A 21,215-nucleotide genomic window follows, 5' to 3' on the forward strand; every position below is an offset into this window, starting at 1 on the left:
AGAAGCGGCTGGGCCCGCTGGTGCTGCCCGCCCCGACCAAGCGCGAGCAGGTGGCCGCCCTGGTCTCTGTCCCGGACGATCCGTTGTGGGAGGCCAGGGTGCGGCACGCCAAGCTCTACCCGGTGAAGGGCCGCGCAGCGTGAGTTCGGCGGCCGCGCGGCTGTCGCGGGTGCTGTCGCGACCCCCTGTCGCGTGCTGTGACCTGCGCGGATAGGCGCAATCCTGTGTGTGGCCCGGGCGTGACAGCTGCGCGTGTTCATGGTCCGGGGGCGCGGCCGCGGGTTGGGTGGCGCATGCTCATCCATTCAACGGACGGGACTCACCCGTGGGTTGCTATGGTGGCGGAAAGTCAGGGATGGCTCAAGCGTGGGGGATTCGTGGGTTCGCAGTATGGAAGTGACCGTGAGGGTTTCGGGTGCGCGGGTTGCTGCGCCGAGGACGCTGTGGTGGCGGGGGCGCACCACGAGAGCCCTAACGGGGTCCGGGTCGAGAGGATGATTCAGGACGACTCGCATTTCATCGTCTCTGTCCAGCGCTGCGGCCTCTGTTCGCAGGCCTTTGTGAGCGTCTTCACCGAGTACGTCGACTGGGTCGCCGGACAGGACGCGCAGTACCGGACCGTGCTGCCGATCACGGACGCCGAGGCGGACGACCTGACAGCGGGGCGGTTGAGCCTGGACCGGGTCGGGGCCCTCGGACACGGCCGCCGCCATCTGCAGAGCGACTGGCCGAGCGGGGCCGAGGTGCCGTCCGTGTACTGGGGCAGCGGCGCCTTCGGGGTGCGCGTGGGGTACTGACCCGACCAGGCGCGAACAGGTCGCCGCCCTGGTCTCCGCCCGGACGATCCGTTGTGGGAGGCCCGGGTGCGGCACGCCAAGCTCTACCCAGTGAAGGACCGCGGCTGCCTGAGTGCCGGCCACCGTGGTGCTGTCGCGGGTGCTGTCGCGTCCCCCTGCCGCGTGGGTGCTGTCGCGCCCTGTGACCTGCCCCGGATGGGCGCTTACCCCCGTGCGAGGTCGGGGCGCGACAACACCCCACGCGACAGCCACCATCGGCGGCGGGATCGACTTCCCTGCTGCGCCGGGCTGGTGGCTGACCGGGTGGACCGAATCCGCAGGTCCACTTCCGTGAATTCGGCGAGGATTGTGGCCGTCAGGGCCATGGCGGTGCCAGGGGGATTGCTTGGGGCTGGCTCGGGGGTGCTGCGCCTTGGCCTGGCCTCTGGTGCCGACGTCGTCGGTGGGCCCGCTGTGTGCCGGGAAGGCCGGTGTCGTTCGGGACCGAGGCTTGATGGAGACGGCCCGGCCGGACTGCCTCGTGGACACGGTGGCCAGCCCATCGGCGGACAGGAGTTGTTCCTCTGCTCGGTCCAGTTCCGGCTGCCAGCTTCCACGGCCACACCTTGCTCGGTGACCAGCCGGGCCGCTCTGCCCCTTTTGACCAGCCGGTCATGGACGAGCATGTCTCCGACTGAGTTCAGTGGCCTCACCGGAACGGTGAGAGTTGGCGCCACCAAACGTTCGAAGGCGACCCGCCCGGGCTGGCCCACGCCACGGTCAGCAGGAACGGGCCCGTCGCGGGCGAGGTGGTCATCCCGCCGAGTGTTCGCAGGTGGGGCCAGACGGAACCGTCAAAGTGGGGCCGGCGAAGGCTGTCCAAGACGATGAGCAGGCCGCAGGTCTGGTGCTTGCCCGGGTGAGGTGTGAAGCCCCCAGGTTTCTTGGCTGGTTCAACAGTAGGTGCACTGTCAGGTGCCACGCGACTATTCGCCATCGGTCGCCAGGGTCCGCCACATGGCGTACCAGTGGCGATGGGGTGTGGGGTGGGGGTGGCGCGTTGCGGTGTGTCCGGGGCGTGCCGGTGTGTTGGCGTCTTCTCTGAGGGGAGGTGGACATGAGGAAGCGGGCGAGGGGTCCGGCCCGGGACAAGCGGGTGGATCCTGGCATGCGGGCGCAGGTGTTGATTGCTGTGCTCGGCGCGGTGAGCGCGATCGCGGGGTGTGTGGCGCAGTTCGTGCGGTAGAAGCGCGTGCGGACGGGCGGAGGGACCGGTTGGAAGGCTGCGGCTTGCGTGAGGCGGGCCCGGCCGGGATGTGATCGGCCGGCCCCGCCCCACTGCCCACACCCGAGGCCGGGCCCCTGGCTGCAACCAGGGGCCCGGCCAGCTTCGCGTGTGGCCTCCGCCTGGGCGGAGGAGCTCGCGACTCCATTATCGAGCCGATCTCGGGGACGACACCCATGGCGAATCCCGGCTTTCGGGCTGGCGCGTTGGGCTGGCGCGCATCGCAAGAACGCCAGCGGACATGACTGCTGGCGCATCGGGTGCAGTTCGCTGCGCCCTGCCTGCCGTCCTGGTCGGCCGTCAGGCCGGTCCCCGCTGTGCCCGGCTCGGCCGCGGTCCAGGCCGTGCCCCTGGAGGCCTTGGCGGCCTGGTCCAGGCCGTCGTCCTGGCCGTCCCGGCCCCTGGGTTGCCTGGCCGTCTCCGGGCCTGTCCTGGCCGCCGTCCCGGTGGCCTGGCTGCGCCCCTGTCCGGCCCGACCCGCTGCACCGCCGTCCTGGTGCCGCGTGCTGGCCGCCGCTTGGGCCGGTCCTGCATCGGTCGGGCGGGCCCGCTGCTGGTGGCCTTGGCGCCCCGCTGCTGTGCCCTGGCGGCCGTCCTCGCTCGCAGTCCGGGCCGCCCCGCACCATCGTGTTTGGCCCGGCCGCTCATCGTCCTGATGGAGTCTGCCGTGCGTGCCCTGCGTTGCCGCCGCAACGTCTGAGGGGCGGCGGGGCCACTCAGCGGTCTGCCGCGCTCCTGCGGGAGCCGCGAACTGTGGCGACGACGACCGCGATCAAGATGGACACCGTGAAGAGCGTCACCGCAGGCCAGAGCGGATCGCCGTTGATGATTGCGTTCATGAGTGTGCGAAAGCCGGCACCGATGGAATGCATGCGCGTACCGTAGCGTCACCCCTCGCCAGGCCGAGCGCCAGAGTTCCCTGGGACGGAAATCCCCGCCCGGATCGGAGTCCCTGGGCGTGGTGATCAACGTCCAACGGGAAGGCGACCGCCTCCTCACCCGACCGGTGTTCTTCCCCCGCGAGGCACTCAACGACCTCCCCCATTGGCTACCGCAGAAGGCCTGGGAGATCCACGACTGAGACCTGCCCGGCAGCGCTGGGGGGCGTGTTACACCAGCCGCGCAGGCCCGCCGGCCCCGGGCCTCCCCGCGGCACCGCTGCGCCCCGAGTCGCGCCCCAGGCCGCGGTCCTGACTGTGAGTGGGTGGGGTGGTGTCAGCGGGTTGGGTGTCAGCGGGCCGGCAGGGGACAGGGATCGCTGGTCTGGTCTTCTGCCTGATGGTGTCGTGGGCCATGGCTGCCATGAAGTGACCAAGCTGCTGTCGCAGTGTGCGGCTCGCGTTTATCACACGTGATGGCTGGCTGGCGCGAGGATGCCTATTCCTGTGCACGTTTTGCCTTGGTGGGGGTGTGGGCTGGCCCCCATGACCGCCGATCCTCTGTCCGTGTCGTCCGATCCTGTCCTGGGGGCCGTTGCAGCGTCCGGGACCGGTAAGGGTGTGTTGGTGTCTCGGTCGGGGGAGCGGGCTTTGATGCGGCGGGTGGTGGTGGGGCGTCTGCTCGCGGTGGACGCGGCCGGGGTCTTGTCGTCGGTGCACGCGCGGATCGCTGCCGAGTCGGCTGGGGTGTCGGCGGACGGTGTGGCGGTGGCTGGCCGAGGCGCGGGAGTCGGGCCGGGTGGAGGCGGTCCCGCGTCGTGGTGGGTTCGTGGTCACGGACGAGTTGTGGGCGCGGCTTTCTGAGTTGGGTGGGAACGTGGCGGCGCTGCACCGGGAGCTGACCGGCCAGGCCGACGAAGGCGTGGCGCACAGCTCCGAGGGGCCGGTGCCGTCGTTGGGGACGCTTCACCGGGCGGTCCAGCGCGAACGGCAGGCCGGCCGTGTTCTACAGGGAGTTCGGCCCGGCCGGGTGGATCCGGCGGTGTATGACCGTGCGCTGGCGGAGTTGGCACTGCCGGGCACGGTCGATGAGGCCGGCCAGGCCCCGCCCGCCCCCCCCGCGCTGACTCTGTTGTGCCGGCTGTGCCCGTTCCGGTGGCCGTATCCGATGGCTCTGCCTCACCGGTGTCGCTGGGGGTGCGGTTGTACGTTCCCGGCGCCCACGTGGTCGCAACGCGCCAGCTGGGCGAGGTGACGCAGGCGCTCGCGCACGCGGTCGCCGCGCGGGGATCGTTTGTGTGTACGGAGATGCGGGGCAGGGCAAGACGGTCGCGGTCCACCGGGCTCTTGGCCTGTTGCCGCGCCGCCTACCGGTCCGCCTGGCGCAGGTGGCGGTGAAGCCGGCCCTGCCGCAGCTGCGTGCCGCGCTGTTGACCGCGTTCGGCCTGCCGGCCGGCGCGCTGACGAACCGTACAGATGCGGCCGACCGTGCGCTCATCGACGCCTTCAGGCGCCCGGGCGTCCTGTTGATCGATGATGTCCAGCGCATCGCCGCCCCCGAGCTCGACTACCTGCGCCTGCTGGCCGACGCCCCGGCCACGCAGACCTCGCTGGTGCTGTGCGGGGCCACCACCGCCCCGCCCTGTCCTTCGAAGACTTCACCGCCGAAGTCCTGGCCTACGTCACCTGGTGGAACACCGAACACCACCCGAGGGCTTGAACGGCCACACCCCGCTCCAGACATGGCAGCAGGACCCGACACCGCTCACCGACATCCCGCCCACCGACCTGTGGTCCTTCACCCTCGAAGACGACGGCCGCACCCGCGTCATCACCAGCCACGGAGTCCGCTTCCGCAACCGCGACTACCTCGCCGACTGGATGACCGGGCAGGCCGGTCGCGAGGTCAGGGTCCGGTTCATGCCTCACCACACCCACGGCCGGGCGGCTCCAGCGGCATCGAGGTTGTTCTGCTGCTTGAGGAGCAGGACCTCGCCGCAGAGCCGCAGTGAGCCCTGCGGAGGGGGCCCGCCGCCGGTCGGTGGCGGGCCCCCTTTTCTCGTGTCCGTCCCGCCGCCGCCCTGCCCGTTGTCCGGCACAGGGTCTGATGCGTTGCGGGGCGCTGGCTGTGGGGTGGCCGGCTTGGCCGGGTCGTCTACTTCTGGTAGGTGCGGTTCCAGCGTGCCTGGTGCTGGCGGTTGCCTTGTCCGGCGCCGTTGATCTGGGGGAAGGAGAGCAGGCTGGCACCGTTGTTCCAGAGGCCGAGCAGGTCGCGGTGCAGGGCCCAGATGCCGTGTTCGGTGCACAGGTTCTGGGCGGGGCGGGTGAAGCGGGAGGTGGTGACGAACACGGCGACCTGGGCCCGGTGGTGCTGGAGGGAGCCCATCATGTCGCGGATCTCGCGGGCGGGGATGGCGTTGCCCGGCGCGTACCTCTTGCACTGCACGATCATGGTCCGGCCGTCGGGCAGGACGCCCTTGATGTCGGCGCCGTTGTCGCCGGCCCCGCCGACCCTCTCCACCTGCGTGCAGCCGTCCCGCCGGCACAGCGCGGCCACGAAGTCCTCGAACTCGGTGCCGGTCATCCGGTCGACCTCGGCCAGCGTGCGGTGCCCGGCCGCAACCGCGTCCCGCTCCCGCCAGCGCCGGTCCTCCTGACGGGCGGTGCGGTCCTTGTGCCACAGTGTCCAGCCGCCCGCCACAAAACCTGCGACCATCAGCGCGACCACGACGTACACCCACACCAGCTGCCAGAACACGACCAGCACCACGGCAGCCGCGGCCAACCCGCCGATCCCGACCTTCAGTCTGGCCGCCCGCAGCCTGGCCGCCGCCGACCTGCGCTTCCTTCCCATCTGCGCCCCCTCGCGTCCATCGGATCCGACCCGGCATCTTTCCCCCGCCAGCAGCCGGAGCGAACACCATGGACACCCGGGATCGGCGCAACGCCGGGCCTACAGGCGCGCCCCGGCTGCCGTACTGCGCCCCACGACCGAAGGCAGAGCAGTAACAAGCGGGCTGATCCTCATCGGCTGCCACGGGGAGGCATTCTCCTCGGCGGTCACTGCCAGGGCGGGCACCTGGGGTAGCGGTTCGGGCTCGGGCATACTGGGGCGATGGACTTCGGGGCGGGGCTTGGCGAGGGTGGCTGGGACGAGGACGGGGCCCTCCGGGCTACGCTGAGGCGTACAGCTGAGAGGCTCGGACTTGTCCTGCCCGAGTCGGCCGAAAGGTGGGGTCGCCTCGCGGAGTACACCGACGCGGGGAACGGCCGACGGGTGATGGTGTACCCGCCGGACGAGGGCTGTCGGACCTTCCAGGTGAACCTCCAGGACAACGGCACACGCTTGGCCTGTGGGTGGACCGCGGACCTGGCCGAGGCGGTCAGGGCGACGGCGGCCTGGACGGGCGGCGCAGGGCTCGAGGAGACCAGGGCACGCGCCCCGTTCATCCGGTTCAGGCCCTGGGCCCTCGCCCACGAGCGGGAGCCGTTCGGTGCCGTCGAGTTGACGTGGCGCGTCAAGCTCGACCGCATCCACATGCCGCCGTACGACCGGCACCTGCGCTCCCACGCGCTGCTGGCGGCGGCGTACGCCCAGCCGGTGCTCCGCCAGCTGATGCCGGTCAACAGCCACTTCGACCTTTGGTTCTCCACCAGTATCAAGGACTTCTGGAAGACACCGGTCGGGTACACCATCCACCCCTACGACGAGGGGCTGTACGGGGTGTGGAACAAGGGCGAGCCGCTCGTGCGCACCAAGACGCCGGAGGAAGCCGTCGCCATGGTGGTGGCCGCCCTCCCAGAGGGGCTCGGGCCAGCAACCTGAGGCGACATAGCGGACCGCGAGCAGCGCGCGAGGCGTCTGTTGCCTCCGGCTGAGGTTTTGCGCCCTGTTGGACGTGCCGGGGTTCGATCGGTGGCCAGGAGGGCGCGCTGCTGGAGCTGCGCGAGAGGGCCCGGCCGGACCGGTTGGAGTGCCCCGAGTGCGTACAGGCCCGCGCCGCAGAGGACTTGGGCCCACTGATGCTGCCGGTCCCGACCAAGCGCGAGCTGGTGGCCGCGCTGGTCTCCACTCCGGACGATCCGTGGTGGGAGGACCGCGTGCTGCACGCCAGGCTCCACCCGGCGAGGGGCCGCTGCCCGTCCTGCCTGACGCGCCGACGACCCGGCCACCAGCCGGTGACGGCGCAGGCCCGGACCCGGATGTGCGCGGTGCTCCTCCACGACGGCTGCCTGGCCCTGATCCGGCGTGACCGCCCCGACGGGGTGCAGCACTCGCTGCCCGGCGGCCTGATCGAGCCGGGCGAAGACCCGCACGCCGCGCTGCGCCGCGAGCTCTTCGAGGAGCTCGGCCTCAACGCGGACGACCTGCCCGAGCCGCCGGTGCTGCGCTTTGTCCAGGAGCAGGAGACCGAGCGGCCGGGCGAGAGCGTGTCGTTCCGCCGCCGGCACCTGGTCTACGTCGCCCACCTTCCCGATCACCTGGCGGCGGCCGTCGCTGCGGTCGAGCAGGACGACCCGGACCGCGCGCCGGTGGTGTGGCTACAGGTGGCTGACGCGGCCGCCCTCCACCTGTACCCGGACGCCGCCGCCGTCCTCGACCAGGCCGTCCGGCCCGACACCGCCGCGGCCGGTGGCCCGCTGCTGCTCCCGGCGGTGACCGGCGCGTCCTACCAGTGGTGCTGACCACCTGTGACTGTGCTTCGTAGTTGACCAAAGTGTGCAGGGTAGTTGGCCGGGCTGTTCATTCGGGATGTCGATGCCGCGCCCGGTGACTGTGGTCCGGCTGGCAATGCCATAGCGGGTATCTGGTTGCCGAGGCCGGGGTGGGCAGTCCTGAGGCCGGTCCGCCCTAAAAAGAACCACTGTTCTGGTAGCGTTTCCGCACAAGCAAAACAGCGATTCTTTTTGTGGGGGTGTGGTGCCTCGGCTCACCGACGCGCGCAAGGAACTCCGGCGTACCCAGATCACTGAGGCCGCTGTGCGGTGCTTCAGTCGCAACGGCCTGGAGCGGACCTCGATCGCCGACATCACCGCCGAGTCGGGCCTGTCGACCGGCTCGATCTACGCGCACTACCGCAACAAGGCCGACCTGGTCCGTGCCAGCGCCCGCGCCATGCTCGCCAAGCGTGCAGACGTCCTCGCCGCGTACGCGGCCGGCGACGCCCCGCCCGACCCCGACGAACTGCTCGCCCGCCTGATCGCCGCGATCGACCCCGCCGAGGCCCGGGTCGGCGTGCAGACCTGGGGCGAGGCGACCACCGACCCGGCCATCCACGACATCGTCGTCGACGCGACCGACCGGATGCGCGCGATGGTGCACGACTGCGTCACGGCCTGGCTCGTGAAGGTCGAGCACCAGGAGCCGGCCCGGGCCCGGGAGCACGCCGCCCCGATCGCCCACCAGGTCATGGCGCTCTACCAGGCCGAACTGCTCTACACCGCCCTGCGCACACCTGCCGAGGAGACAGCGTCATGACCACCGAAACCGCTTCGTTCGCCGCCCGCACCGTCTTACGCGTCGGCTACGGCGCCCTACAGCTCGAGCGCCTGCACAACCGCCGCGACGAAGCCGTCGCCCTGCTGCGCCGCGCGGTCGAACTCGGCGTCGACCACGTGGACACCGCCGAGTTCTACGGCTCCGGATTCGCCAACGACGTGATCCGCAAGGCACTGCGCCCCGAGGACGACGTCCTGGTCGTCACGAAGGTGGGGGCCGACCCCCACCCCGGCGGGCACCCGCCGCTGCGTCTGGCCCAGCGACCCGAGCAACTGCGCACCAGCGTCGAGGACAACCTGCGCAGCCTCGGCGTTGACCGGCTCGCGGTCGTCAACCTGCGCCGCCTGGACACCGGCCCGGGGTTGCGCCCCGAGGGTGACCAGGTCGTCGACCTCGACGACCAGCTCGCGATGATGACCGCCCTGCGCGACGAGGGCAAGATCGGCGCGATCGGCCTGAGCAGCGTCACCCTCGACGGCCTGCGCCGCGCCCTGCCCGCCGGCGTCGTATGCGTCCAGAACGCCTACAGCCTCGTCTCCCGCGATGACGAGGACCTGCTGCGGCTGTGCACGGCCGAGGGCATCGCCTGGGTGCCGTTCTTCCCCCTCGGCGGGGCCTTCCCCGGCCTGCCCAAGGCGACCGACGAGCCGGCGGTGCACGCCGTGGCCGCGTCGCTGGGCGTCACACCCTCCCAGGTCGGCCTCGCCTGGCTGCTGCACCACGCCCCGAACGTGCTGCTCATCCCCGGCACCGCCAACACCGCCCATCTGGAGGCCAACATCGCGGTCGGCGGGATCACCCTCGACGCCGCGGCCCTCCGCGCCCTCGACGCCATCGAGTCCCGCTCCAACGACCTCCCCATCGGCTGACCAAGACCGCCACGGCCCGGGCCGCTGCCACGCCCCCGCCTGCCACCCTGGCGAAGCGTCAGGCCACACCGGGAACCCTCTCCACCAGGTACCAAGGACGGATCATGAAGGCCATCATCTACCGCGACACCGGCACCCCCGACGTTCTCCGGTTCGTCGACCGCGACCTGCCCGAGCCCGGCCCCGGCGAGGTCCGCGTACGGGTCGCCGTGTCCGGGGTCAACCCGACCGACTGGCAGGCGCGCTCCGGCATCGGCCACCCCAAGCACTTCCCCGAGATCACCCCGCACCTCGACGGCGCCGGCACGATCGACGCCGTCGGTGAGGGCGTCGACCGGAGCCGGGTCGGTCAGCGGGTCTGGCTGTTCATGGCCGCCGCAGGGCGGCCCACCGGCACCGCCGCCGAGTTCACCGTCGTACCGGCCGAACAGGCCGTTCCGCTGCCCGACGACGCCGGCTTCGACGTCGGCGCCTCACTCGGGGTCCCCGCGCTGACCGCGCACCGCGCGCTCACCGTCGCCGAGGACGGACCGCGCCGGCTTGGGCCCGGGGCCCTCGACGGGAAGACGGTGCTCGCCGCGGGCGGGGCCGGAGCCGTGGGACACGCGGTGATCCAACTCGCCAGATGGGCCGGCGCCACCGTGATCAGCACGGTCAGCAGCCCGCAGAAAGCCGGGCTGGCCACCGCCGCCGGAGCCCACCACGTGATCAACTACCGCGAGGGTGACCCGGCCGCTGCGATCCGAAGGGCAGCACCGGACGGCGTCGACATCATTGCCGAGGTGGCGCTCGGCGCGAACCTCGCCCTGGACCTCGCCGTCCTGCGAACGCGCGGCACGATCTCGACCTACGCCAACGACGGGGGCAAGCCGGTCGAACTGGACGTCCTGCAGAACATGGTGCTCAACGCGCGGTTGCAGTTCCTGATCCTCTTCCTGGCCGGTCCGGAAGCACGCGCCGCGGCCACTCAGGACGTCGCCGCTGCAGTGCGCGACGGGGCCATGCCGGTCGGAGAGGCGCACGGCCTGCCGCTGCTCCGCTTTCCCCTCGAGCGCACTGCCGACGCGCACCGAGCGGTCGAGAGCCGCGTGGTCGGCAAAGTCCTGGTGGACATCACGGCCTGACTCCAGTTCGTCGCGGATGCTTCGTCCCACGTCCCGTTCGGGGAGAAGGACCTACTCACTTGGACTGGCATCCACTGGTTCACGAACGCGATCGGAACGTTGCTCTCCCGCCGCTCACGACCCACTCTCCCACCCACCACCGCTGCCCCGTGGCCGACCAGCCTGCTCAGACTGGCCATCACGGCGGGAAAGGTTAGCCATCAACCCTGCAAAGTGGCCAGCTACCGCGCAAAGTCACACCCGGCGCGGGTTGCCTCTGGGGTGACGGGTGGTCCGCTGCGCGGTGGCCTGGCGGCCCCGCTTCGCGGCGCCACCGGCCGGGAGGAGGGGCGAGGACGAGAGGGGCGGCCGCGGCGGCCGGTGGCGGGCCGCCCTGCGGCCCCCGCTCGCTTCCTACAGCTCGGTCTACCCGCAGGCCCGCCCGACGGGGGCGCCGAGCGGGTGCCAGATGGGGGCGGCCGGGCCGCGCTGGACGGGGTCTTCGATCCGGGCGGCGCCGGCCGGGACGGCGACGAGCATGTCGGCGACGGCCGGGTTCTCCTCGGCGGCCAGCCGCAGGTCCGCCACCGCCGTGCGCACCGCGGCCGCGCCGGTGCCGACCAGGACGACCAGCAGCCGCGGGAAGGACCGCCAGCGCCGCTCCCACGCCCGACCCGACCCGTCCTCGCCTGCCTGCTCCCACACCCGGGCGCAGGCCGCCGGCTGCGCCGCGGTCTGCTCGTCGCCGGCGCCGGGGCGGTGGCGTTCGATGAAGGCGCGCAGGCGGTGCCGCTGGTCGCCGGTGCCGGGCGGTGTAGGCGAGGTGGGCGAGGTGGGCGGCGGACGGCCGGGCTTCAGGGCTTCGGGTAGAGGCTGGCCCGTTCGAGTGCCCGGTTGGCGATGTGCCGCTGTTCCTCGGGAACAGACGCCCAGAACGGGTGGGCCGAGATGCGCTCCTGGATCTCCAGTTGCGCGCGGCGAGGCTCGGGCGACTCCATCGCATCCGCCCACATCGACCGCCTGGCGGCGTTGTACTCCCGTCGAAGCCGGATGAGATCGTCGGGGAAGGACCATTCGCTGGACATGACCACGATCCTATGGACAGTGCGGATGATGATCTACCCCAGTACAGGGAGCCACCTGTTCCGCTCCTCTGATGATCATTTGTCGGACCCGTCCTGGGCGAGTCCGGTGGTCCACCGGCTGCCCGGGCGGAGCGACAAGGCCGCGTGATAGCGTCGATCCCTTCTCCGGCAGGCCGGATGAGGTCCTTCAGCAGGTGCCCGTGACCGCCCCTTCCCCGCAGCTCCAGAACGCTCTCGATGCGTTGGACACCGCCTTCGCGCCGCTCTTCGGGCAACCGTTCACTGGAGGTGGCTGCACCTACTGCTACACCGAGACCGACCTCGAAGCACTCGCCGGCCCCCCGCACCGAGTGCCGGGGGACCTGATCCCGGCCGTCGCGGCCGAATCGACCGATCACTGGGACGACTTCGCTGCCCTGTACCGCCGGATGACGCCCCGAATCATCCGCCTCCTGACCACCGGACAGCTCCACGTCGACCATGGGCTGGTCGCCTCCCGACTGCTCGCCGCCGACTGGCGGAACTGGACGGTACCGGAGCAGGAGGCACTGGAGGGCGTCTGGCAGGCCTGGTGGCGGTCGGCCCTGCACGAGCACCCCGGAACCGATCATGTCACCGGGGTACTGGAGGCGATCTCCGTCAGCACCGGGAGCCTTGCGCCGTGGCTGGCCCTCTGGGCCGAAACCCGCACGGAGACGGCGGACCGTCACCTGAGCGACGCGCTCGACGACTGGCTCTTCGAAGGCAGGCTCACGGATCTTCGATTCGGCTTCTACAACGAGCTGGACGCCGGACCGGAGCTGGTGACCTGGCTGCTCTCCCTGGACGAAGGTCGCATCGGGGCTGCCCAGCTCCTTGCGGTCGAGCGCATCGCGTACGGCTACTGAACATGAATGCGTGATGCCGGCCGGATCGCGGTGACGTCCTGATCCGACGGGCCCGGCTGGCCGGGCTCACGAGGGTGGCTGCAGCCACCGACGCGCCGCGGTCAGATCCACCTCGACCTCCTCGCTCCAGGAGCAGACCTCCAGCCACGACAGGTAGCCGCCTTGCGCGAAGACCAGGACCTCGCCGAGGCAATCACCGGTCTCCGTGCAGAGCTGTGCATCGGCCGCCACGACAGTGCCAGGGCCGGTCGGCGCGGCCTCCGCCGCGCCGGTGTCGAGCTCGAAGTAGGTGGTGCCGCACCCGCATGTGCAGCGGGACTGCACGCCGAGGTGGGGCACCTGCCTTTGGAGCGCGACGTGAACCGGCTCGTCCGTGCCCAGGATGAGCCCAAGCACGGCGGCCACGTCGTCGGGCAGGCTCGCGGTCATGGCGTCACCGTAGCTGACCAGTGGCTTTGGGCTTCGATGGCCTTCGGGGTCCGCCGCCCGTGGACCGGCCGAGATGCTCACGCCTCCAGGGCCAGGCCGGTGCTCACGAGGCGGCCCTTCCAGTACGAAGCCGGAGATCAATCTAACGACGTGTCACGGAGGAGCCGGTCGGTGCCGGCCCAGGTCTCCTCCGCCATGGGCGAGGTGGGCGATACCCCGTCCAGCAGGTCGGGGGACGGACGATCCTTGAGCTGTGGGTACCTGCCGAGGAGCTTGACGAGTTCAACGCCCACATCGTCGGCAAGATCCAGCTGGTGCACGAGTTCCGGTAGCACTGGGCGTCGACGGGGCCAGAGCCACTCCGGTGCGATGATTTCGGCGTGGCTGGTGTGATCACGGTGTCAGAGCCGTCCTGGATGGCCCCGTTCACCGGGCTGAGCCCACGCGACTTCCGCATGCTGATCACGATGCTTCGCCGCGAAGGCGCCGACACGGTGCGCCCGGGCCGGGCACCAATGCCTTGATGACCGTCCCGCCGGTCCGCGCCAGGCCGTGTCGCTGTGGTCCCGTCGGCCGGACCGCCGGCCGCTCCTACTTCGTCCCGTCCCCGACGCGGGTACAGGTCACGACCCGGCCCAAGGGCCCGGCCGAGGTGCCCGTGGTGTTGACTTCGGGGAATGACGCCGGTTTGGCCCACACACCAGTCGGCCTGCGGCCGCCGCCGGGCCCTGGCCCACCCCTCCGGACGGTCAAGATCGTTTGTTGGTGCGCCCAGCTCGGCCGCTGTGACCTGCACCGGGGAGTTTGACCGGCAGGCTGGTGAGTTTCGCCGGGCGGTGGTGAGTTTGCCCGTCCCGGGCGGCCACCCGCCGGTGAGTTTCGGGCGCCGCCAGTCGCACCCGCTCCCGACGCTGCTGCTCCTGGGCAGTGAACCCATCCCCCTGCGCGGATCGCACCCCGATGTCATACCGCAGGGACTCTGGCCGGCCCGCCGGGCCGCCCGGATGGACATCCTGGGCGCGATCAGGAGCGAGTAGTGGCCACGCGTGGACGTGGCGGAGCCCCCGGCCGGATCGGGTACCGGCCGGGGGCTCCGGCATGCGGGCACCGGGAGTGTGCAACCGGATCACGGGGAACGGAGCCGCCCCGGGCGGGGCGCCGAAGCGCTCCGCCCGGGGCGGCACCTGTCCGTTCACTCGGTCGGGTCAGAATTCGCTTGTGACGCTCACCCCGCTGAAGTCCTGCTGGGCGTAGAGGCTGAAGTAGACGTAGCCGGCCGGCGGGTTGGTCACGGTCAGGGTCTCGAAGTTGTCCGGGCCGGCCGAGCGCGTGGCGTAGGAGTCGGTGTACGCCCAGGCGCCCGGGTTGTAGTAGAGGTCGCCGTTGCCGGTGCCGCCGCTGGTGGTGATCTTCACCTGCTGGGTGCCAGCCGGCACCAGGAGGTAGAAGTGCGCGTAGTTGCCCGTGGTGGCCGCGACGTTGCCGCGGCCGCAGTTGGCGTCCAGCTGCCGGGTGTCGGCGGCCGTGCACTCCGGCAGCTGCGGCGTGGTGGGCGTGCCGCTGTCGGTTGCGCAGGCGCCGTTCGCGCACTTGGTCAGCCAGCTGTCGAAGTCGCCGTCGTAGCGGGTGCCGATGGTGGTCTTGAGCAGGGTGCGGGCCCCGTCCCAGTCCCCCGCCCGGTACTTGGCGAGGACAGCGTCCATGTCGGAGCGGTGCTGCTCCAGCATGTAGCGGACGGCGAGGTAGCCCCAGCGGTAGACGCGGTCCTGGTCCCCGTAGGCGGTGTCGAAGAGGTCGCTCAGCTTGTAGCTGTGGCGGGCGGCGGCCTCGATGGCGGCGTCGTTGCTGACCTTGCGGTACGAGTAGGAGACGTACTCCGCGAAGCCCTCGACCCACCAGACGGTCGGCGTCTTCGTGCCGGCGTTGAAGTCGCCGTACATGTCGAACCGGCCGTCGAGATAGTGGGTGTACTCGTGGTTGAGGTTCCAGATCTGGAAGTCCGGGCGGGCCCACTCGGCCTCGTAGCAGAGGAAGCGCGGCTGGTTGCCGGCGGTGGCCGGGTTGCCCTCCAGGTACATGCCGCCGTTGTTGGTGTCGATGCCGTAAATGGCGGCGGCCAGCACCTGGTAGTCGAGCGAGGAGTGGAAGACCACGACCTCGATCGTGTTGTTCTGGTCGTCCTTGACCGGGCCGTTGTCCTTGGCCACCGAGTGGAAGAACGCGTCCTGGCCGGTCAGGCTGGTGCAGGCGGTACCCAGCTGGGTGTTGTCCAGCGCCTGGGCGATCAGCTTGATGCTCGGGCTACAGGTGTAGTCCACCGTCAGCACGCCCGCCTTGAGCTGGTCGGCGCCGTTGCAGGTGCCGTAGTACGAGCAGTTGCCGGCGTCGTAGTAGCTCACCGCCTCGGCGACCGCGGCCCATTGGTAGACGGTGCGGCCGTTTGGCGCGGACTTGTCGACCAGCGCCTTGGTGAGCGGCCGGACCTTGGGCTGGAGCGCCGTGACCTTGAGGAAGCGGCCCAGCTCCTTGGTCGCGTTGTAGACCAGCACGCCGAAGTCGCCGCCGAGCAGGTCGTCGTTGCGGGTCGCGAAGGCGGACAGCGCGTCCAGCACGCTCGGGTCGGCCTCGACGGCCGCGTCGAAGCCGGCCACCTGGTGGCCTCGGAACAGCACGGTGAACACCGGGTTCACCGACCACGCCATGCCGGCCGGGTTCCAGGTGGCGCTGTTGTAGTCGTTCAGCAGCTGCTTGACCACCGGGAGGTAGCGGATGTTCTCCTGCGCGCTGTCGATCAGGGTGACGGCCTCGCCCAGGATGGGCGCGTTGCCTGCGGCGACGTCACGCGCGTGGGCGCTGCCGAAGAAGGAGTCCAGCCCGGAACGGATCGCTGTCTGGAGGGCGGTGCCGTAGGGGCCGACGTCGTCCTTGTGGTACCACTGCGCGAAGTAGCCGGCGCGCAGGTAGAGCGCCAGCTGTTCGACGGAGGTCGAGTTGTCGCCCGGGTAGGTTCCGGCCGCGTCGCGCAGGGCGTACGCCACGGTGGCCATCTGCTCCTCGCGGAACGCGCCCCTCGCGTCCCCTCCGGTGAGCTGGAAGAGCCCGTTGATGCACTGGATGTCGGCAGCCTTGATGTGCTGGACCAGGTCGCTGCCCGTCCGGCCGGTGAAGTCGCCGACGTTGCAGGGCTGCCCGGCCGCCGCGCCGAGGCCGAAGGCCTTGGCGGTCGGCCGGACCTCGGCCGGCCGGGTGTCGAGCGGGAGTGGGGCGCGCTGGTCGGCCGGGGCAGACTCCCGGTCGCCGTCGCCGCGCTCAGGGGCGCCGGTGGCGGGCTGCGGCGCCAGTCCGGCCGGGGTGGTGGGGGCTGGGGATGCGTTGCCGGGGGCGACGGGTGCCGCCTGGCCGCGCGGGGCGAACAGGCCGACCGTCAGTAACAGGGTCAGGGCAAGCGTCAGGAGTCGTGCCAGCTGCGGCAGTCGTAACAGACGTGCGGAGCTCACGTGGGGCCTCCGGGCCGTCGTCGGCCGCGCTGGGGGGCGCGGCCGGAGTGGGGGGCGAGGACCGTTGGCGACGATGCCGCGTGGGGCGGCTCCGTCGCGTACGCGGTGGGGATGTGACATGTACAATTGCACGCGTCACACGGCATTGAGAAGTCCTCGAGCAGTGTGCAGTTCGTGGGGAAACAGCAAAGAGGCCGTGGTGGCGATCCACGCACGGCCTGTGGGCTCGGGTTACGTCGAGCCCTCCCCCGAAGCGGCTTCCTGGACGGCCGGGAATGATGGTTGCCATACCCGTCACGAGGGCCGTAGGCCCCTTTTCCTGTGCGTCAGACGGCGTTGAGATCTGCCGTGTCCCGTTGTCGAGGCGTTCGTCGAGCTCGTCGTGAGCGGTGTTGGGGGGTGGGTATCCGTCGGACCTGACGGATGATCATGGCCTTCGGTGGGCGGGGAGTGAAGGAAGCCGCCGGAAGGGCCTTGGACGGCACCATCGGCGATGTGAACCAGTTCCTCAACGAGGTGCAGTTCCAGGCCTGGGACGACGACGACCGGGTCCGTTTGTCACAGCTGATGGCCCAGGGCGGCCCCGAGGTCAAGAAGGTCGCCGGCCTCGCGCTTGACGGCACGATGGAAGACGTCCATCAGTTCCTTCAGTACGGCTACCGGACAGCGGCCGCCCACGACCAGGAGACGCTGACGGTCTCGCAGCTGGCCAACCTGACGAAGAACGCCTCTACCCAGGCCGGGCAGCAGTCCCCGACCGCCGGTAGCTCCCCGGAGCAGCCGGCCACCAGCCCGGCACCCGAGCCGTGGCGCCTGCAGTGGAACGACACCAACGGCTTCATGCTCGTCAACGTCAAGTCGGACCGCACCGCCAAGCCGATGTGCCTGGACGTTCCCGGACACGCCGACCCCACCCCGGGTCTTCGCCTGGGCGTCTACCCCTGCCACCCGGACCCCGGCGACGACCAGTGGTGGGCCTTCACCTGAGAACCGGCCAGCCGCCGTATCGGCGGCGCCCACACGTGCGGCTGCCACCCGACGACCAGCGGCCCTGGCTCGGCGAGCCAGGGCACCCCCGTCCTTCTTCTGCACGGTCGCCGGCCCCAGCACCGCCCTGTCGGCGCGGACAGCCAGTACGCGGCTACGGCGCGTTCCCGGCCGGGCGGGCGGAAGACCGGCCGCCGCGCACCGCGCGCCGGCCCGGAGTGGGTGGGCGAAGAAGTTCTTCGGCGGGGCTGTCACATCCGGTCCGGGCGGCGGGTCAGTGGAGTGTTCGAGCAGGTGCAGCACAGCGGGCCACAGCCGGTCCGCCCTGTCCCTCCTTCACTTCCTCCTCTGTGAATTCGGGGTTCCGTCATGTCTGTCGCCCACGTCGTCCTCGCCGTCGTCAGCGCCCTGTGGGTCGGCTTCTCCGGTTTCTCGCTGGCCCGCCGCGCCGAGTTCGTCACCCAGCCGCTCGTCGAGTACGGCGTTCCCCGCTCGTGGTGGACCCCGCTCGCCCTCGCCAAGCTCGCCGGCGCCGCCGGCCTGCTGGTCGGCCTCGCGATCCCCGCCATCGGCATCGCCGCCGCGGTCGGCCTGATCCTCTACTTCCTCGGCGCCGTCCTCACCAACGTGCGGGCCCGCTCGTACAAGACCGTGCCCTTCCCGCTCCTCTACCTCGTCCCGGTCGCGGTCACCCTGGGGCTGGGCCTCGCGGCCTGACCGGGGTACCGGTGGGCCGTCACGACCGGACGCAACCGGTGGTCGCTCGGCGCAACTGCGGGTGCGGGAGGGGCGAGACCGACCGCACCCTGGAAACGGCCGGTCCCGCGGCCCGAGCCCCCGAGCGGGCCCCGGGGTGCCGGCCCCGTAACCCGGCCCCCGGGGCCGGGAACGGGCGGACACGTTCGGGCAACAGGTCCCGGGGGTCGGGTGGTCAGCGGGCGAGTTCGACGGTGATGGGCTCGTCGGGGCAGGTGGCGGCCAGACGGGTGAGGGCGCTCTTCTCGCGCGGGTCGGCGGTGAGGGACCAGCGGGTCTTCACGGTGGTCCAGTCGGTGAGACAGGTGCAGGCGTAGTGGGCGGCCGGGGGCATCCACTCGGCGACGTCCTTGTCGGCCTTCGAGCGGTTCGACTTGGCGCTGACCGCGATCAACGACCTGAGGTCACCGAGGTCGTTGGCGTAGGCCTCGCGCTCCTTCGGGCTCCAGGCGAAGGTGCCAGCTGGCGGGGAGCGTCATTCCAAGCACGCGATATTCGGAGGGCTTCGGTGGCGGCGAGCCGTAGGGTTGGCGCGCCAAGACAGCCTGGTAGCAGGGGAGAAGCGTGCGGTCCGAGAAGCATGTGGGGTGGGAGCGGGACTTCCCGGTCCGGTATCTCCTGGTTCAGGGGGACATCGGGGATGAGGAGGAGGGCGTGCTGTGGGGGCGGTGCGCGGAGGTCGAGGGCCTGTTCATGGACGCGCCTCCGCTGCCGCGAGAGGTCCTGACGCTGCGCGGCTGCCCTCGAGAGAGCCTGCTGGTCCAGGCTGTGGCGGCCAGCGCCGAACCGGTGCGGCTGCTGGGGGACGGAATGCTCTCGATCGAGCCTGTGGATCCCTCGAACGACGGGCCTGCCCGCTTCTGGGACCTGGAGGACACGGCTGTCCTGGCCCAGTGGCCCACGCCGGGCGATCCCGGGCGCGTGGACATCGTCGTGGGCACCGGCGTCAGGGAGGACAGCTTTGGGGGCGGCAAGCAGCTGCCGACGAGCCCGCGGTTCGACCTGTGGTTCCCCTCGATCCGGGGGGACAGCCCATCGGGCGATTGCCGTTCCATTGACGGCCTGCTCACCCCGCGCCCGCAGCGACCGACCCAGCCCGTGCACCTGATCGGCTGTGAACCCGCCGAACAGCTGCTGGCCCTGCTGTGCCGTCCCCTTCCGCAGAAGGACGATCCGATCAGGCTCTGGTGCCTCGACCGCCATGGCCGCGCGATGACCGGGTACCGCCTCGACCTGGACACCGTCGAGGCACGCCCGTCCGTCCTCGGCGGAGCCCTGATCGACATCACCATCACCGACCCCGGCGACGACCGCCCCACCCTGGCCGCCCGCCCCGTCTGGGAGATCTGGTCCGACGGTGTCCCCACCCTGCCCAACCAGTGGGCACAGTTCGATGCCGCGGGCCGGTCCGAGTGGCTGGACCTCACCCGCGTCGGCCCATGGGGGCCGGAGGGCCTCTGCGGCGGGACGTACCACCTGGACGGACAGCACGTCACCGACAGGAACGGCTTGCTCCTTGCACTCGGCGAAGCCCTGCTCGGCCCCGGCGCCAACTACGGGACATGCCTGGACTCGGTGATGGACTGCCTCTGCGGCGGGCCCTCCGTCGTCCCCCCGTTCACCCTCGTCTGGCACCACGCCGAGATCGCCCGCCACGCCCTCGCCGGACACATCCTGCACCACCTCGGCGGCGTGTCCTACTTCGAGGAGACCGTGAACCTCCTGCGCGAGAAGGGCGTCACCGTCCTACTCCAGTAAGGGAAACGACGGGTAATCTCGCCCCCTTGAAGACGCCGCCCGACCAGGAGAAGGACGAAGTAGGCAACGGCCAGGCCATCAGGGCCCGGTCGCCGCGCCTCCTGATACCCGGCCGGCGCCACGGGCTTCGAGGTAGGCGGTCCAGTCGGTCGACGCGCGGCGCCGCCACTGCTCGGCGGTGACGGCGTGGAGACCGAGCAGGGTCGCGAGGACAGCGGGTGGCAGGTCCTCGGCGAGCTGGACAAGGGCAGTCGGCGAGAGGGCCGGACGGGGATGCGGTGGGCGGCCAGGCGCCGGGCGAGCGTGGCAGCCGACAGATGCTGACCGGGGCGGGTGCCCGGGAAGAGCCGGCGGCGCGGCGGCGGCCAGTGCGGCAAGGAGGGTCGCGGCGGGTTCGGGCAGACGGACGCGAGTTTCGGCGAGGACGAGCACCGGGTGGCCGTCGGTGTGGGCAAGGGCGGTGACGGGCAGGGCCGCGATGCGGGCGACGTGCTGGCCGAACAGCAGGAGCACGGCGCCTGCCGCCCGGACATCGAGAGGCAACGCGGCGTCGCTCAGGCACTGGTGGAGGAGCTCCCAGTGGAGTCCTCGTCCATCCCGGCCGTGTCCTTCTTGGCGCGGTGAGGGATGTTAAGCGGGCGGCTGTGGCCGCGGCGCGCGGCCCAGACCGCGAAGTCGCGGACCTCGTAGCGGGTGCTCGGGCCGTCGGCCAGCCAAGCATCGACGTGAGCTTGCGTGACATCGGCGAGAGAAAGGCCCTGCCCGCGCATCGCTATGAGGAAGGCCCCGGCGATGTTGATCCGGGTGTAGGCCCAGCGGATGCGATCCCGGGAACCTGCCGGTCTGGGGTTCGCGCGGCGGGCACGGGGGGGCAGGAGCGACCAGCGAACGTAGGCGGACAGCAGAAGGCCGTGCTCGGGGCGGCGCTTCACGGTCCGCGCGAGATGCCGCTCGATGCGAGGCGTGAGTTCGTCCCGCTCGGGCAGCACGCGGTATGCGACCAGGACGCCGCGCAGGTAGTCGACGGCCTGAGCCTCACCCCGGCCCGCGTCCCGGGCGAGCTCGTCCAGATCCTCGTGGGCCGGCGGTCGCCCAGCTGAGGCGAGCCCGGTCAGCAGCCGGGCGGAACGGGAATTGCGCAGCCAGTTCAGCGCCGTCCTCGGCTCGTCGCAGCCTGCCAACGCCGCGCGCATCGGCTCGAACCGACCGCGCGCCGCAGCAGGCAGGGCGACCACAAGAGTGTCGAGCCGGTCGTGGAGGGTGCACCGGTCGTACAGCCCCCGCACCAGGTAGGAGCGCGGATCGCCGCAGCTGGGCAGGCGTACGGATCGTCATGGCCGGCGCACGGGCCGCAGACCCGGACGCTGTCCTGGCGTGCGACCAGCACGCGGGTCCGCTCGCACGT

At 71.2% G+C, this 21,215-nt stretch carries 21 protein-coding genes and 3 pseudogenes; 15 read left to right on the forward strand and 9 right to left on the reverse strand.

The genetic code is table 11. The features are described 5' to 3' along the window. Positions 1-20 precede the first annotated feature (20 nt). Positions 21-143: a hypothetical protein gene (locus ACIPSC_RS22600; protein WP_400827827.1), complete on the forward strand. Its 123-nt coding sequence runs from the start codon at positions 21-23 to the stop codon at positions 141-143. Positions 144-560: 417 nt separating this feature from the next. Further along, the gene (locus ACIPSC_RS22605) at positions 561-797 is read left to right on the forward strand and encodes a hypothetical protein (RefSeq protein WP_400827828.1); all 237 of its coding nucleotides are present in this window, start codon (positions 561-563) and stop codon (positions 795-797) included. Between the two features lie 1,980 nt (positions 798-2,777). On the opposite strand, the gene ACIPSC_RS22610 is transcribed toward ACIPSC_RS22605, so the two are convergent. Continuing rightward, positions 2,778-2,933 carry a hypothetical protein gene (locus tag ACIPSC_RS22610; protein WP_400827830.1) on the reverse strand — a complete coding sequence of 52 codons (156 nt, stop codon included), beginning with the start codon at positions 2,931-2,933 and terminating at the stop codon, positions 2,778-2,780. Positions 2,934-3,019: 86 nt separating this feature from the next. On the opposite strand from ACIPSC_RS22610, the gene ACIPSC_RS22615 reads away from it, so the two are divergent. The 3 genes and pseudogenes from ACIPSC_RS22615 to ACIPSC_RS22625 all read left to right on the forward strand — a co-directional run bounded on the left by ACIPSC_RS22615 (position 3,020) and on the right by ACIPSC_RS22625 (position 5,159). Next, positions 3,020-3,142 carry a hypothetical protein gene (locus tag ACIPSC_RS22615; RefSeq protein ID WP_400827832.1) on the forward strand — a complete coding sequence of 41 codons (123 nt, stop codon included), beginning with the start codon at positions 3,020-3,022 and terminating at the stop codon, positions 3,140-3,142. Between the two features lie 1,095 nt (positions 3,143-4,237). Beyond that, positions 4,238-4,510, forward strand: a pseudogene (locus ACIPSC_RS22620) (AAA family ATPase); the annotation flags it as partial. Next, on the forward strand, positions 4,476-5,159 hold the full coding sequence (locus ACIPSC_RS22625; protein WP_400827899.1) for a Mu transposase C-terminal domain-containing protein: 684 nt from the start codon (positions 4,476-4,478) through the stop codon (positions 5,157-5,159). The pseudogene ACIPSC_RS22620 and the gene ACIPSC_RS22625, both read left to right, overlap by 35 nt. Here the strand turns inward: ACIPSC_RS22625 and ACIPSC_RS22630 are convergent. Next, positions 5,095-5,793 (reverse strand): restriction endonuclease, encoded by a 699-nt coding sequence (locus ACIPSC_RS22630; protein WP_400827834.1) that lies wholly within the window; start codon positions 5,791-5,793, stop codon positions 5,095-5,097. The two genes, ACIPSC_RS22625 and ACIPSC_RS22630, sit on opposite strands and share 65 nt — an antisense overlap. A 426-nt stretch (positions 5,794-6,219) precedes the next feature. Between ACIPSC_RS22630 and ACIPSC_RS22635 the strand changes: the two genes are divergently transcribed. The 5 genes from ACIPSC_RS22635 (at position 6,220) to ACIPSC_RS22655 (ending at position 10,432) form a co-directional block, all read left to right on the forward strand. Next, positions 6,220-6,765, forward strand: a complete 546-nt coding sequence (locus ACIPSC_RS22635; protein ID WP_400827835.1) for a DUF6193 family natural product biosynthesis protein — start codon at positions 6,220-6,222, stop codon at positions 6,763-6,765. Positions 6,766-6,962: 197 nt separating this feature from the next. Further along, positions 6,963-7,625, forward strand: a complete 663-nt coding sequence (locus ACIPSC_RS22640) for an NUDIX domain-containing protein (protein ID WP_400827837.1) — start codon at positions 6,963-6,965, stop codon at positions 7,623-7,625. 235 nt (positions 7,626-7,860) lie between these two features. After that, positions 7,861-8,418, forward strand: a complete 558-nt coding sequence (locus tag ACIPSC_RS22645) for a TetR/AcrR family transcriptional regulator (RefSeq protein WP_400827900.1) — start codon at positions 7,861-7,863, stop codon at positions 8,416-8,418. Further along, entirely contained in the window at positions 8,415-9,308 is an 894-nt protein-coding gene (locus tag ACIPSC_RS22650) for an aldo/keto reductase (RefSeq protein WP_400827838.1), read from the forward strand. Before ACIPSC_RS22645 ends, ACIPSC_RS22650 begins: the two co-directional genes overlap by 4 nt. Before the next feature lie 104 nt (positions 9,309-9,412). Continuing rightward, complete coding sequence (locus ACIPSC_RS22655; protein ID WP_400827839.1) at positions 9,413-10,432, forward strand: NADPH:quinone reductase; 1,020 nt, start codon at positions 9,413-9,415, stop codon at positions 10,430-10,432. Positions 10,433-10,837: 405 nt separating this feature from the next. Here ACIPSC_RS22655 and ACIPSC_RS22660 read toward each other — a convergent pair whose 3' ends face one another. Beyond that, positions 10,838-11,116 (reverse strand): hypothetical protein, encoded by a 279-nt coding sequence (locus tag ACIPSC_RS22660; protein ID WP_400827841.1) that lies wholly within the window; start codon positions 11,114-11,116, stop codon positions 10,838-10,840. A 149-nt stretch (positions 11,117-11,265) separates the two neighbouring features. Then, complete coding sequence (locus ACIPSC_RS22665; protein WP_400827842.1) at positions 11,266-11,496, reverse strand: hypothetical protein; 231 nt, start codon at positions 11,494-11,496, stop codon at positions 11,266-11,268. Between the two features lie 200 nt (positions 11,497-11,696). On the opposite strand from ACIPSC_RS22665, the gene ACIPSC_RS22670 reads away from it, so the two are divergent. Next, positions 11,697-12,383, forward strand: a complete 687-nt coding sequence (locus tag ACIPSC_RS22670) for a hypothetical protein (RefSeq protein ID WP_400827843.1) — start codon at positions 11,697-11,699, stop codon at positions 12,381-12,383. A gap of 66 nt (positions 12,384-12,449) precedes the next feature. On the opposite strand, the gene ACIPSC_RS22675 is transcribed toward ACIPSC_RS22670, so the two are convergent. Beyond that, entirely contained in the window at positions 12,450-12,812 is a 363-nt protein-coding gene (locus ACIPSC_RS22675) for a hypothetical protein (protein WP_400827845.1), read from the reverse strand. Between the two features lie 380 nt (positions 12,813-13,192). Here ACIPSC_RS22675 and ACIPSC_RS22680 point away from each other — a divergent pair. After that, positions 13,193-13,321, forward strand: a pseudogene (locus ACIPSC_RS22680) (IS5/IS1182 family transposase); the annotation flags it as partial. A 696-nt stretch (positions 13,322-14,017) separates the two neighbouring features. Here ACIPSC_RS22680 and ACIPSC_RS22685 read toward each other — a convergent pair. Continuing rightward, a complete protein-coding gene (locus ACIPSC_RS22685; RefSeq protein ID WP_400827846.1) occupies positions 14,018-16,309 on the reverse strand; it encodes a collagenase in 2,292 nt (763 codons plus the stop codon). A gap of 429 nt (positions 16,310-16,738) precedes the next feature. On the opposite strand from ACIPSC_RS22685, the gene ACIPSC_RS22690 reads away from it, so the two are divergent. Together ACIPSC_RS22690 and ACIPSC_RS22695 are read left to right on the forward strand one after the other, a co-directional pair. Beyond that, positions 16,739-17,296 carry a hypothetical protein gene (locus ACIPSC_RS22690; protein ID WP_400827847.1) on the forward strand — a complete coding sequence of 186 codons (558 nt, stop codon included), beginning with the start codon at positions 16,739-16,741 and terminating at the stop codon, positions 17,294-17,296. A 369-nt stretch (positions 17,297-17,665) separates the two neighbouring features. Beyond that, the gene (locus tag ACIPSC_RS22695; protein ID WP_400827849.1) at positions 17,666-18,013 is read left to right on the forward strand and encodes a DoxX family protein; all 348 of its coding nucleotides are present in this window, start codon (positions 17,666-17,668) and stop codon (positions 18,011-18,013) included. Between the two features lie 214 nt (positions 18,014-18,227). Here ACIPSC_RS22695 and ACIPSC_RS22700 read toward each other — a convergent pair. Next, positions 18,228-18,491 (reverse strand): annotated as a pseudogene (locus tag ACIPSC_RS22700) (HNH endonuclease); the annotation flags it as partial. A 215-nt stretch (positions 18,492-18,706) separates the two neighbouring features. On the opposite strand from ACIPSC_RS22700, the gene ACIPSC_RS22705 reads away from it, so the two are divergent. Next, entirely contained in the window at positions 18,707-19,810 is a 1,104-nt protein-coding gene (locus ACIPSC_RS22705; protein ID WP_400827850.1) for a barstar family protein, read from the forward strand. A gap of 78 nt (positions 19,811-19,888) precedes the next feature. On the opposite strand, the gene ACIPSC_RS22710 is transcribed toward ACIPSC_RS22705, so the two are convergent. Next, positions 19,889-20,353, reverse strand: coding sequence for a hypothetical protein (locus ACIPSC_RS22710; protein ID WP_400827851.1), 465 nt, complete (start codon positions 20,351-20,353; stop codon positions 19,889-19,891). Between the two features lie 11 nt (positions 20,354-20,364). Continuing rightward, entirely contained in the window at positions 20,365-21,096 is a 732-nt protein-coding gene (locus ACIPSC_RS22715) for a hypothetical protein (RefSeq protein WP_400827853.1), read from the reverse strand. Positions 21,097-21,215: the final 119 nt, after the last annotated feature.

Source organism: Kitasatospora sp. NPDC090091 (genome assembly GCF_044747365.1).
GTDB lineage: Bacteria > Actinomycetota > Actinomycetes > Streptomycetales > Streptomycetaceae > Kitasatospora.

Coding starts and splice junctions, on each gene's coding strand:
- ACIPSC_RS22675 (WP_400827845.1), bottom strand. CDS start 12,812: ATGACCGCGAGCCTGCCCGACGACGTGGCCGCCGTGCTTGGGCTCATC.
- ACIPSC_RS22665 (WP_400827842.1), bottom strand. CDS start 11,496: ATGTCCAGCGAATGGTCCTTCCCCGACGATCTCATCCGGCTTCGACGG.
- ACIPSC_RS22695 (WP_400827849.1), top strand. CDS start 17,666: ATGTCTGTCGCCCACGTCGTCCTCGCCGTCGTCAGCGCCCTGTGGGTC.
- ACIPSC_RS22635 (WP_400827835.1), top strand. CDS start 6,220: ATGGTGTACCCGCCGGACGAGGGCTGTCGGACCTTCCAGGTGAACCTC.
- ACIPSC_RS22625 (WP_400827899.1), top strand. CDS start 4,476: ATGTCCAGCGCATCGCCGCCCCCGAGCTCGACTACCTGCGCCTGCTGG.
- ACIPSC_RS22655 (WP_400827839.1), top strand. CDS start 9,413: ATGAAGGCCATCATCTACCGCGACACCGGCACCCCCGACGTTCTCCGG.
- ACIPSC_RS22610 (WP_400827830.1), bottom strand. CDS start 2,933: ATGCATTCCATCGGTGCCGGCTTTCGCACACTCATGAACGCAATCATC.
- ACIPSC_RS22690 (WP_400827847.1), top strand. CDS start 16,739: ATGGCCTTCGGTGGGCGGGGAGTGAAGGAAGCCGCCGGAAGGGCCTTG.
- ACIPSC_RS22640 (WP_400827837.1), top strand. CDS start 6,963: ATGCTGCCGGTCCCGACCAAGCGCGAGCTGGTGGCCGCGCTGGTCTCC.
- ACIPSC_RS22650 (WP_400827838.1), top strand. CDS start 8,415: ATGACCACCGAAACCGCTTCGTTCGCCGCCCGCACCGTCTTACGCGTC.
- ACIPSC_RS22630 (WP_400827834.1), bottom strand. CDS start 5,793: ATGGGAAGGAAGCGCAGGTCGGCGGCGGCCAGGCTGCGGGCGGCCAGA.